The organism is Bradyrhizobium ganzhouense (assembly GCF_049949285.1).
In the GTDB taxonomy this organism is placed as follows: domain Bacteria; phylum Pseudomonadota; class Alphaproteobacteria; order Rhizobiales; family Xanthobacteraceae; genus Bradyrhizobium; species Bradyrhizobium ganzhouense.
The window spans coordinates 2,772,983-2,785,073 of sequence record NZ_CP181318.1 but is presented as its reverse complement, the minus strand read 5'-3'; the positions used below and the strand labels follow the sequence as shown (position 1 = coordinate 2,785,073).

The following is a 12,091-nucleotide window of genomic DNA, read 5'->3' as shown; positions in this document are numbered from 1 at the left end:
ACCCCGGATGCGGGGCTTTACAGCGCTTTTGCGCTCTATTTTATTCACACAGCGAAGAAATGTTGCAGAGCAGAACATCAAAATCAAGATGCACTGGCCGCTTCTTCAAGCGGAAATAGTACATGAGGCATGATATTAGTAAATATGGCTCGCCACCACGCACTCCGCTGTGTGCTTCTCTAATCACACCGCAGCAATAGGCGCTTATTAAATTCATGCCCTGAATTAAATAGGACAGCATGACTGACCAGACCGAGTTGCCGCGACGAATTTCAGGCATGACCCGTGGCTCGAACCGGGGCCGCCTGGTGGAGGTCCTGCGGCGCCACGGACCGTTGCCGCGCGTGGAGCTGGCCCGGAGCACGGGACTGAGCTTCCCCGCCGTGTCCGGCCTGACCTCCAGGCTGATCGCGGAAGAGCTGCTGTGCGAGACCGAGACCGCGGCCCCCCCATGGTCCGACGACGCGGACGACGAGGATCCGGATGGGCTGAATGGCCGCCGCCGTGGCCGGCCAGCCGTGCTGCTGACCCTGAACCCGGAATTCGGCCGCATCATCGCGGTCTCGCTGCGCATGAATCTGATCGAGACGCTGATCGCGGATTTCAGCGGCTTCAGCCTGGCGCAATCACGCCTCCAAATCGCGACCCGGGCTCTCGATGCCGGCGCGCTGTGCGACCTCGTGATCACGCAAATCAATGCGATGTTGGAGGCGACGGCCACACCGCGCCATCGGCTGTTGGGAATAGGGATTGCCCTCCAGGGTATCGTGGACGCGGACACCGGCCGTCATCTGTGGAGCCCGGTGCTGTCCGTCACCGACATCGATCTGGCGAAGCCGGTGCGCCAGGCATTCGGCACCGAAGTCGTGATGGCGAATGATGCCGTCGCGGTAGCGCTCGCCCTCGCCGCCGCGGAGCCGTCCTTGGCGCAGGGCCTCATGGCCTTGATCCTGATCGGTCACGGCGTCGGCATGGGCATCGTGGTCGACGGTGAAGCGCGTTTGGGCGCCGGCGCCGGCAGCGAGATCGGCCATACCAAGCTGGGATCGAACGGGCCGCAATGCCGCTGCGGCCAGCGCGGCTGCATCGAGGCCCATCTCGCCGACTATGCGCTCTACCGCGACGCCCGCACCTTTCTCGACTTGCCGCCAGCGGCGTCGCAGCAGCCTTCCGAGGCGCAGATGGCCCTGCTGCACGAGCGGGCACGGAGCGGGGATCCCCGTCTCGAGCACGTCTTCCAGCAGGCCGGCCGCGCGCTTGCCGAGGCGGTCGCGGCAACGATATCCGTGCTGCGCCCACACCATGTCGTCCTGGCAGGGCCCGGCCTGCAGGCCTTCGACATGATGCGCCCCGCCTATGAGGAGCGGCTCGAGCAAGCGGTCTTGCCATGGCTGCTCAAGTCCACGACGATCCATCTGCGTCCAAGCGAGTCGGCGGCCATCGTCGATGGCATGATGCGACGGACGCTGCGGGACGTTGACCGAAACCACATGGACGCAACAGAATAAGCAACGAACCCCGCCCCGGTCATGAAGACGATCCTGCGTGCAGGCGGCCTTGCTCCCGACATGCGTCAGAACGGTGACTTCAGGCTATGACGACGACAGACACGCCATCCGCCATTCCCGCGACGGGATATCGTCTTCGGCTTCCCGGCCCCACTGAAGTGCCCGAACGGGTGCGACAGGCCACGGCACGGGTGATCGTCAACCATCGCGGTCCCGAGTGCAAAACCGCGATCGGCGAGACCGAGGAGATGATCCGTCCGGTCCTCGGCACGACAAATCGCGTCATGTTCTTTGCGAGTTCCGGAACAGGCGTCATGGAGGCTGCACTCGTCAACGTGGTCGGGCCGGATAGCCAGATTCTCGTGGTCGAGCATGGCCAGTTCGGCGAGCGCTTCACCTCAATCGCCAAGGCCATGAACATCTCGGTCGACACCGTTGCGACCGAGTGGGGCCAGGCCATCGATGTTGCCGCGGTGGAGGCTCGCCTACGCGAGCGCAGCTATCGCGCCATTGTCGTCGTCCACAACGAGAGCTCGACCGGCATGGTGGCCGACCTGGCGGCGCTCGGCGCGCTGGTGCGCGACCGGCCCACGTTGCTCATCGCGGACTCCGTCAGCGGCCTCGGCGGCATCGCGATGCGGCAGGACGAATGGGGCGTCGATATCGTCGTCTCGGCCTCACAGAAGGCGCTGATGTGCCCGCCGGGCCTCGCCCTTGCCAGCGTCAGCCCCAAGGCGTGGCGCGTGATCGAGCAGGACGAGCGGCGATCGGTCTTCTTCTGGGATTTCCGCCGGGCGCTGAAATCCATCGAGCAGAACGAAACACCGTTCACGGCGCCGGTCAGCCTTCTCTATGGCCTGCGTGAATCCCTGACCATGATGCACGAGGAAGGCCTCCCGAACGTGCTCGCCCGCCATGAGCAGCTTTCCGGCGCGCTGCGCGCCGGCGGCGCGGCGCTCGGGCTCGCGGATTTTTGCGCGCGCGGACCGCGCTCGAGCACCGTCGTCGTCTTTAAGGTGCCTGACGGGCTCGAGGGCGGAACGATCGTGCGGCGGCTTTACGCGGATCATCGCACGGTGATCGCGGGAGCGCGCAATCGTCTCTCCGGCCGCGTCATCCGGTTCGGCACAATGGGTGCATTCAGCGCCGCAACCATCCTGACCGACCTGCTTCATCTCGAAGACGTCTTGACCAAGCTCGGCCTCCCGGTCGAAGCTGGTGCCGGGCTCAAGGCGGCGACCGAACATCTCGCCAAGACCACATAAGCAACAACAGAACCGAAAAGGCGAACACGATGAGAACTCCGGCCTCGATCCTCGCTCGCGGCGTCGCGCTGGCAGTCTCGCTCCTTGCGGCCGGATCGGCCTGGGCCGAGCAGCATGTCGTGCTCTATTCGGCCAACGACGACACCGTGAACAAGCTCGTCGCCGACGGCTTCGCCAAGGCGACCGGAATCAAGGTCGACGTGGTGTCGACCGGATCGGGCGTGCTTGTGCGCCGCATCACATCCGAGGCCGCCAATCCGCAAGGCGACGTGATCTGGGGCGTCAGCGCGACGATCCTGCGGCTAGCGAGCCCTTATCTTCAGGCCTACCCGGCCAAGGACCGCGAAGCTGTGCCGGCGCAGTTTCGCGATCCCGGGGATCTCTGGCTCGGTACCAACATCCAGGTCGTCGTGATCGGAGAGAACACCAAGGCGATCGACAAGGACAGCGGACCAAAAGCGTGGGCCGACCTCCTCGATCCGAAATTGAAGGGCAAGCTCGCCTTCACCGATCCCAGCAATTCCGGTTTCTCATATGCGGCCGCCACACTGCTTCTGTCGCAATGGGGAGACGGAGACGCAGCCTGGACCAAGATGGGCCAGCTGCTTGCGAACGCAAAAGTGCTCAATCGCTCGACGCAGGTGTTTGAAGGGGTCGGCAGCGGCGAATATCCGCTCGGCATTACGCTGGAATATGCCGGCTTCCTGTGGGCGCACAACGGTGCGCCGGTGAACGTCGTCTATCCGGCCGAGGGCACGCATGCGGTCGTCGAAGGCGCCGGCGTCCTGAAAGGCGGACCAAACGGCGAGGCAGCCAAGCAGCTCATCGATTATCTCGCCAGCAAGGATGTGCAGGAGATGTTGCTGAAGGCAACGTTCCGGCGGCCTGCGCGTCAGGATATCGATCTCGGCGCCGTCGCACCCGGCATGCTGCCCTTTTCGGCGATCAAGGTGTTGCCCTACGACGATGCCAAATGGGAAGCGGCGCGGCGCGATACCCTCGCGCGGCTGAAGACGACGATCCAGGATACGCGCTGATTTCATGACCGCGATCCGGATCGAACAGCTGACGCGCAGCTTCGGCGCGGTGCGCGCGGTGGACAACATCTCGCTCGCCATCGCGCATGGCGAACTGTTCACGCTGCTCGGGCCTTCAGGCTGCGGCAAGACGACGCTGCTGCGCATGATCGCCGGCTTCGTCGACGTCGAATCCGGATCGATTTCCTTCGGCGACCGGCGCATCGACAATCTGCCCGCGCATCGCCGCGACACCGGCATGGTGTTTCAGAACTACGCGATCTTTCCGAACCATACCGTGGCCGAAAACGTCGCCTACGGACTGAAGGCGAGAAAAGTCCCGGCGGCCGACATCACGTCGCGTGTCGACAAGGCGCTCGAGCGGGTGCGCCTCGCCGGCTACGGTCCGCGCTCGCCGCACCAGCTCTCGGGCGGTCAGCTGCAACGCGTGGCCATCGCCCGCGCGCTCGTCATCGAGCCCGCGGTCCTTCTGTTCGACGAGCCCCTGTCCAATCTCGACGCGCAGCTGCGGACCGAGATGCGCATCGAGATCCGTCAATTGCAGCAGGCGCTCGGCCTCACCGCGATCTATGTGACGCATGATCAGGAGGAGGCGCTCGCCATTTCCGACCGCATCGCCGTCTTGCGGCACGGCAAGGTCGAGCAGGTCGACACGCCCGAGCGCATCTACCGGATGCCGCAGACCGCCTTCGTGGCCGAATTCCTCGGCTCGACCAATATGGTGCCCGGCGTCGCAAAAGCCTTCGACGGCCGCAACACCCAGGTCGCCGCAGCCGGAACGGAGTTCACGGTTCGGGGCGAGATCGCAGCGCCAGGTGCACCGGTCCTGCTGTCACTGAGGCCAGAGGCCTTGCGGCTGGCCGACGGCACCGACGGCCCTCGCGTTCAGGCCCGGCTGGCGTTGCGCGAGTTTCTGGGCCCGGTGCAGCGTCTCCACGCGACGCTGCCGGATGGCACCCGGCTTCGGGTCTCGGCCCTCGGTGGCACGGCGTTCGATGCCCTGCCCGGCGCGCCGCTTGTCCTTGCCTATGACCCCGCCCAGATCATTGCGTTCCCTGCGCCATGAGGCGCTTCGCCACCATCGTGGCCCTGGTGGCCCTGGTGCTGCTCGCGGTTTTCCTGCTTTACCCGCTGGCGCTCGTGCTCGATGCGAGCATCCGGATCGACGGCACCGGCGCCTTCACCTTCGGAAACTACGCGGCGATCGTGAAGAGCCGCTATTACCTCGGCTCCATCGGCAACAGTCTGCTCGCGGCGGCGCTTGCAACGGGCCTTGCCTGCGCCATCGGCATCCCGCTCGCCTTCTGCCTCGCAAGGGTTGAGTTGCCGGGCCGCGCGCTGCTGCTGACGCTGGCGTCGCTGCCGCTGGTGCTCCCCTCGTTCGTGAGCGCCTACGCTCTGGTGCTGCTGTTCGGCCATGCCGGCGTCGTCACCACGGCCCTGCGCGGGATCGGCATCCCGATCGGCTCGATCTACGGCATGCCCGGCATCGTGATCGTGTTCACGTTGACGCTCTATCCCTACGTGGTGATGCCCGTGCTGGCGGGCTTTCAGGCCGTCGACGCCTCGATGGAAGAGGCCGCCCGCAACCTCGGTGGCTCGCAGTCTTACGTCGTCCGCACTGTCCTGCTGCCGATCGTGATGCCCGCAATCCTGGCCGGCGGTCTCCTTGTCTTCATCGAGGCGCTGGAGAATTTCGGCGTGCCCGCGGTGCTGGCCGAAGACCGGCCGTTCCTGGCCGTCGACATCTTCAAGCTGTTCGCCGGTGAGTCCGACGCAAACCCGGCCGCCGCGGGTGCGCTCAGTGTGCTCCTGATCGCCTGCACCGCACTCGCGCTTCTCGTTCAACGGCACTATCTCGGCAAGCGCCGTTTCTCGACCAGCGCGCGCAGCGCGCCGGCAAAGCTGTCGCTGACGCCGGGATTGCGGCTGCTTGCAGCGATCATGAGCTGGGGCATCGTGGTCGTCTCGCTGCTGCCCTTCGCGGCCGTGTTGATGGTCTCGGTCCTGCGCTTCCGCGGCCCGGTCCTGACCTGGGAGCTGGGCCTGGACAATTACGCCAGCCTGCTCTCCGGCTCCTATCGGCCGCTGCTCAACACGCTGACGCTTGCGAGCGTCGCTGCGGTGGCGACGATGCTGATCGGTGCGCCGATCGGCTATGTCGTCGCCAGGCATCGCTCCCGCCTGTCGGGACTGCTCGACTTCGTCGGCATGGTGCCATTTGCGGTCTCGGGCACGATCCTGGCGATCGGCCTGATCGTTGCCTTCAACAGCGGGCCTCTCGTCCTGACCGGCGGCTGGCTGATCCTGGTGATCGCCTATGTCGTCCGCAAGCTGCCTTTCGCCATCCGGTCGTCCTCGGCGATCGTGCATCAGCTCGATCCGTCGCTCGAGGAAGCCTCGATCAATCTCGGGGTGTCGCCAGCCACGACATTCGCGAGCCTGACGGTGCCGCTGATGGCGAGCGGTCTTGTCGGCGGCCTGGTCCTCGTCTGGATCACGGCCGCATCCGAGCTGAGCGCGACGATTGTGCTCTATTCGAGCCGTTGGGCGACCACGACCGTCGTCATGTACCACGCGATCGAAGGCACCGGCGCAGGCCTTGCGGCCGCCGCAGCCGCGGTCCTCATTCTCGTCACCGCGATCCCGTTGCTTCTCATCAACCGGCGCGTCAACAAGCAGGAAGCGACCGTCATATGACGGCAGGGCAGGACGTTATGAACGACACAACCCGGACGCTCCCGAACTTTCGCAGCGACAATGTCGCGCCGGTCGCGCCTGAGATTCTCCAGGCGATCGCTGAGGTCAATCGCGGACCGGCCGCCTCCTACGGCGACGACGATTATTCGAAATTGCTGAACCAGCGATTCTCGGCACTGTTCGAGACTGAGGTTACGGTTTTCCCTGTCGCGACCGGCACCGCAGCCAATGCCCTGTCGCTCGCGGCCTGCGCGCGACCATATGGCGCGATCTACTGCCACGAAGAGGCGCATGTTCACACGGCGGAAGGCGGCGCGACCGAAGCCTTCACTGGCGGCGCGAAGCTCCTCACTCTGCCGGGTTCGAACTTTCGGATCGAGCCGGGACTCCTGCGCCGAGCGCTCGCCGGGACGGCCTGGGGAGTCCGCAATCGCTCGCAACCCGACGCGGTGTCGATCACTCAGTCCAGCGAATTCGGCACCGTCTACTCTCTCGCCGAGATCGCGGAAATCAGCGCAATCGCCCGTGACAAGAATCTGTCTGTTCACATGGACGGCGCCCGCTTCGCCAACGCCCTGGCGCGGCTCGGCTGCAGCCCGGCGGAGATGACATGGCGCGTGGGCGTCGACATCCTGTCCTTTGGCGCGACCAAGAACGGGGCCATGTCGGCGGATGCGATCGTGGTGTTCGACCGCGACCTCGTCGAACCCCTGTCCTATCGGCTTCGCCGCGCCGGCCAGGCCTGGTCGAAGATGCGCTATGCGTCTGCACAGCTGCTCGCCTACGTCGAGGGCGGCCTTTATCTGCGGCTCGCGACCAAGGCCAATGAAGTGGCCGCGCGCCTTGGAGCGGGTCTCGCCGCATTGCCGGGCGTTCGGCTCGTTGCGCCAGTGGAAGCCAATCTGGTTTTCATCAACCTGCCTGTGCCCGCCATCAACCAGCTCGCAGCGACCGGCTTGCCATTCGCGCGACGTGGCCAGGACGTCATCCGCTTCGTGACCCGCTTCGACAGCACCGAACAGGAAGCCGACGAGGTCATCGCGCTCGTCCGCGATGCGACGACGGGAGGCTGAGAGCGTCGAGCCGCCGCCTCAGTTCAAACGCCAGACCTCGCGATTCTCACGGCCCGATTGTATTATCCGCGCATGAGAGAATCCGGCACCGTGGACGGCGACGCAACGCGCGTTCGCAAGATCATCCATATCGACATGGATGCCTTCTACGCGTCGGTGGAACAGCGCGACAATCCGGAGCTGCGCGGCAAGCCCGTCGCTGTCGGTGGCTCGGCCGAGCGCGGCGTGGTTGCCGCGGCGAGCTATGAAGCGCGCAAATTCGGCGTTCGGTCCGCGATGGCGTCGGTCACCGCGAAGCGGCAATGTCCCGACCTGATCTTCGTGAAGCCGCGCTTCGAGGTCTACAAGGCGATCAGCCGGCAGATCCGCGAGATTTTTGCCGAGCACACCGAGATCATCGAGCCCTTGTCGCTCGATGAGGCCTATCTCGACGTGACGGAGAACCTGCAAGGCATCCCGCTCGCGCGCGACATTGCGCTGCGGATCCGCGAGAAGATCAAGGCCGAGACCGGCCTCAACGCGTCGGCGGGCATTTCCTACAACAAGTTCCTCGCCAAGCTCGCCTCCGATCACCGCAAGCCCAATGGTCAGTTCGTGATCTCCCCGGAGATGGGACCCGCCTTCGTGGAGACGCTGCCCGTCGGCAAGTTCCACGGCATCGGCCCGGCGACAGGTGCGAAGATGAACGCACTCGGCCTGTTTACCGGTCTGGACATCCGCAACCAGACGCTCGAGTTCATGAACGCGAACTTCGGCAAGTCGGGCGCCTATTACTACTGGATCTCGCGCGGCGTCGACGAACGGCCGGTCCGGGCCAACCGGATCCGCAAATCCATCGGTGCGGAAACCACGTTCTCGACCGATCTTTTCGAATTCAACGCGCTGGTCGCCGAGCTTCGTCCCCTCGTCGACAAGGTCTGGCGCCATTGCGAGACGACCGGCAACCGCGGCCGCACCGTCACCTTGAAGATCAAGTTTGCCGACTTCGAGATCATCACACGCAGCAGGTCGCTCCTCGCGCCGGTCGCAGGCCGGGACGAATTGGAACGCCTCGCCTGCGGCCTGCTCGAAGTCGAGATGCCGCTGCCCAAACGCGTCAGGCTGCTGGGTGTATCGCTGTCGTCCCTCCAGCTCGGAGACGATGCGGAGCCGCAACTGACCTTCGGCATCTGAGCCGCACCGGGCCGGTTTCATCAGCAATGTCGGGGCAAAGAGCTTCTGGCTGGGGCGGGAGGGTCCCCACCCAGATTTCGGCCCGTGGCCCTTGCAGCTACACAGCTGAAAAGACTGAAGAAAATCCGGGCAACGCTGGGGATGTGTAGCACCCACGTGCGTCATCATCTAGTGCGCCAAATGATCTGCGCCGTGGCGACGAAACTGTCGTCGAGGACACTGCAATTGACGAGACGGCGCGTCCGTCAGGCAGTTGCGATTGTTGGTAAGCCCACGATGCTCAGGAACACGCCGTCGAGACGATCACGGACTGGTGCGTGGCGGGCAGCAGGCTCCGGGCTTGCGGCCTCTGGCCTCCACGTCGACGGAAACGGCGGCTAGAGCGCGGGGCCCTCAACCTAACGACCACCGCTCAGCATTCGCGACAACGGCGCAGGCATTCCCGCCTCTCACCCTCGCGTTAAGCGATCAATTAGCTTTCCGGAAGACCGACCTACCAATCAAGGCTTCCGATCGACTACCAGTTCTCGCCGAATGGTCGTACCTCAACGTTGAACGACCACGCACTTCGGTTTTGATGGACGACATGCCAGATCTCGTCCGCGATAGCGCGCGGCTTGATGAAGAATTCGTCCGGCCGCTCCGGCCACCGCTTTCGAGTCCATTCGAGATCGATCACCGCATCAATCACGACATAGGCAACGTGGATTCCCTGCGGTCCTAGATCCCGGGCCATGGACTCCGCCAGGATCCGCTGCGCCGCCTTGGTCGGCGCGAAGCCGGCAAAGCGAGCCTTGCCCCGCAGTGCCGAGGTGTTGCCGGTCGCAATGATGGAGCCGGCACCGGCGGCGATCATCGCCGGGGTAAATCGCCGGGCCAGGTACAGCAGCCCCATCGTGTTGACCTGGAAATTGCGATTGAGGATCGCCGGGTCAATCTCGCGGAACGTGCCGAAAGCACCGCCGACGGCGTTGTGGATGACGACTGAGGGATGCCCGAGATCGCGCTCCACAGCGGATGCCACTGCATCCACCTGCGCGGGATCCGACACGTCGCAGGGAAATCCCTTCGCGCCCGGCAGTTGCGTTTCGAGCGCCGCGAGACGCTCCTCATTGCGCGCGAGCAGCGCCACGCGATAGCCGCCTTCGGCGAACTTCCTGGCAAGGGCCGAGCCCGTACCGGGGCCGACACCTGAGATCAGACAAACTGGCGCGGTCATGTGGTCAGACCTCCCTTTTATGGCCGGCGGAGTTCACACCGTAGCCTTGGACAGCAACTTCTCAACGTAGGGCGCGAGATCAGGACGGAAGTGCTCGTGCGCAACAAGCCGGTCGAAATGAGCGAACGCTAAGGGGTATTCGCTTCGGACACCGGCATGCAGGATCTTGTCGAGTCCGAGCCCGTTCAGTTGTTCGGCCCGCGAATGCTCGTTCATAAACAGCGCAAGTTCGGCGGCAAAGCAGATGTCGGCCAGCGTGATCCCGTTCCCGACCAACGTCTCCCGCCGCGGCGACAAGGCCTGTTCGATCCCCGACGCATAGATCGCGAATGCCTCCTTCGCACGGGCGTGAATGGCCGCATCAACCGTGCCGCCCGACAGCGCAAGGAGATAGATCTGCGCGTCCCTCGCAAAGACCAGACTGACATCGAGAAAGCCGTCGATCCTGGAAGCTTCATAGGCGTCCCTGCCATAGAGCCGGTATGTCGCTTCGCCCAGGCGCGCCACCGCGCGCATGATGCTATTGGATTCGAAGATTCCAACTCCGCCGCCGGGCCCGAAGGCGGCCGGCACGTTGCCGAACGGCTGCGCCGCCAGAAAGGCATCGGTCTTGAAGAGCTGCGCGCCGGTCAGCCCGACCCGGCCCGTGCGTGCGAAGGATGACAGCGATTGGAGCTCCTCCTCGGCCAGAGGACGGGCATCGTAATCCCATAGCCAACCTCTCAGCTCCTTGGCAGGCGCGCCCCTGACTTCGACATCCACGCCGCAGAACCGCGCGGCTATGGTTGCCTTCCAAACGCGCGGGTTCGGCAGATATGAGAAGATGCGCAAATCGGCCATCGTGGATTTCCCCTGATGAACTCCGTCCTCGCTGGATGGGCTCCGCGCAGACCCACTACTCCGAGCTTGCGTCGAGAATGTCGCCGAACTGCTCCCAGCGGGAACCGTTCCAGCGCTGAAGCTGAAGCTGCGTCCAGATCATGTTGTTGCTCTCGCTGGTATTGATCCTGACGCCGGGCAAGGCCGTGGGCAAAACAAGGTCCTTGAGCGACTTTGCCTGCTTGATAATGTTCTCACGCGAGAGATCGTCGCCGCATTGCCTGAGGATCTGCTCAAGCACCATGCCCTGCTGGTACCCGGTCAGATAGCTGGTATTGGTGATGTCGGAGCCAGCCAGATATCGCTCGAAGAACGCGCGATAGGCTTTGACCGCCTCATCGTCCATCCATTTCTGATCGTTCGGATCCTTGTTTGGGGTCCCGACAATGACACCGATCGAATTCTCCAGGCCCGCGGGCCTCAGCGTGCCCGCGACCGAGGACGAAGGGAAGTTGATCAGGACTGTCGCTTTCCACCCAGTCTCGGCCGCGCGGCGGATAGCCTGCGCCGCAAATTTCGGCGTGCCGGCGATGAACAACGCCTGCGCGCCAGAGCTCTTGAGCGCAACAACCTGCGAGTCGACCGTTGGCTCCGTGACCTCGTAGCTGGCGGTGACCACGCGCTTGTCGAAATCGGCGCCAAGCACCGCTTTGAAGGCGTTGACGTAGTCGCGACCGAGATCGTCGTTCTGGTAGAGGATGGCGTATTTCGCCGCGGGCAACGCCCGCGTTAAGTATTTTGCGTAGATCTTGCCTTCGGTATCATAGCTGACGAGACCAGTGGTCGTCAGCGGATAGTCCTTGACGTTGGAGAACTTGCTCGAACCGGTGACAATCGCAATGGTCGGCACGTGCTTCGCAGCGAGATATTTAGCGACCGCCGAGTTGCCCGCCGTGCCAAGCTGGCTAAACATGAACGCGACCTCGTCGCTTTCCACCAGCCTTCGCGCGTGCTCGACGGCCTTGGGCGGGCTGTACGCGTCGTCCATCATGACATAATCGATCTTGCGGCCGTTGATGCCGCCACGATCGTTGATCGATTGCACATAAGCCTTCACGCCCTGCCCGACCTGACCGATCGAGGACGCCGGTCCGCTCAAGGGAAATATGCCGCCGATCTTGATGGCCGTCGGCGTGACACCGGGTGTATCACCCGCCCAGCAGGGCGTAGACATCGCAATCACGAGCGCACAGGCCAGTCGCATGCCCCAGGACATCGCCAATTCCCTCCACTGTTG

10 protein-coding genes are annotated in these 12,091 nt (G+C 64.2%); 7 read left to right on the top strand and 3 right to left on the bottom strand.

Features of this window, described 5'->3' with window-relative positions:
• The first annotated feature begins 239 nt into the window (after window positions 1-239).
• From ACLFLU_RS12810 to dinB, 7 genes are all read left to right on the top strand, one after another.
• A complete protein-coding gene (locus ACLFLU_RS12810; protein WP_426412541.1) occupies window positions 240-1,508 on the top strand; it encodes an ROK family protein in 1,269 nt (422 codons plus the stop codon).
• Window positions 1,509-1,594: 86 nt separating this feature from the next.
• Window positions 1,595-2,773: a pyridoxal-phosphate-dependent aminotransferase family protein gene (locus ACLFLU_RS12805; protein ID WP_426412540.1), complete on the top strand. Its 1,179-nt coding sequence runs from the start codon at window positions 1,595-1,597 to the stop codon at window positions 2,771-2,773.
• 29 nt (window positions 2,774-2,802) lie between these two features.
• Window positions 2,803-3,810 carry an extracellular solute-binding protein gene (locus tag ACLFLU_RS12800; RefSeq protein ID WP_426412539.1) on the top strand — a complete coding sequence of 336 codons (1,008 nt, stop codon included), beginning with the start codon at window positions 2,803-2,805 and terminating at the stop codon, window positions 3,808-3,810.
• Between the two features lie 4 nt (window positions 3,811-3,814).
• Window positions 3,815-4,876, top strand: coding sequence for an ABC transporter ATP-binding protein (locus tag ACLFLU_RS12795; RefSeq protein WP_426412538.1), 1,062 nt, complete (start codon window positions 3,815-3,817; stop codon window positions 4,874-4,876).
• A complete protein-coding gene (locus tag ACLFLU_RS12790; RefSeq protein ID WP_426412537.1) occupies window positions 4,873-6,510 on the top strand; it encodes an ABC transporter permease in 1,638 nt (545 codons plus the stop codon). Before ACLFLU_RS12795 ends, ACLFLU_RS12790 begins: the two co-directional genes overlap by 4 nt.
• A 17-nt stretch (window positions 6,511-6,527) precedes the next feature.
• Window positions 6,528-7,583 (top strand): threonine aldolase family protein, encoded by a 1,056-nt coding sequence (locus ACLFLU_RS12785; protein ID WP_426412536.1) that lies wholly within the window; start codon window positions 6,528-6,530, stop codon window positions 7,581-7,583.
• A gap of 72 nt (window positions 7,584-7,655) precedes the next feature.
• A complete protein-coding gene (dinB, locus tag ACLFLU_RS12780) occupies window positions 7,656-8,756 on the top strand; it encodes a DNA polymerase IV (RefSeq protein WP_426412535.1) in 1,101 nt (366 codons plus the stop codon).
• Window positions 8,757-9,273: 517 nt separating this feature from the next.
• On the opposite strand, the gene ACLFLU_RS12775 is transcribed toward dinB, so the two are convergent.
• From ACLFLU_RS12775 to ACLFLU_RS12765, 3 genes are read right to left on the bottom strand one after another with little or no spacing between them, the layout of a single operon-like run.
• Complete coding sequence (locus ACLFLU_RS12775) at window positions 9,274-9,975, bottom strand: SDR family NAD(P)-dependent oxidoreductase (RefSeq protein WP_426412534.1); 702 nt, start codon at window positions 9,973-9,975, stop codon at window positions 9,274-9,276.
• Between the two features lie 33 nt (window positions 9,976-10,008).
• Complete coding sequence (locus ACLFLU_RS12770) at window positions 10,009-10,815, bottom strand: glutathione S-transferase (RefSeq protein ID WP_426412533.1); 807 nt, start codon at window positions 10,813-10,815, stop codon at window positions 10,009-10,011.
• A 55-nt stretch (window positions 10,816-10,870) separates the two neighbouring features.
• The gene (locus ACLFLU_RS12765; RefSeq protein ID WP_426412532.1) at window positions 10,871-12,070 is read right to left on the bottom strand and encodes an ABC transporter substrate-binding protein; all 1,200 of its coding nucleotides are present in this window, start codon (window positions 12,068-12,070) and stop codon (window positions 10,871-10,873) included.
• Window positions 12,071-12,091 lie beyond the last annotated feature (21 nt).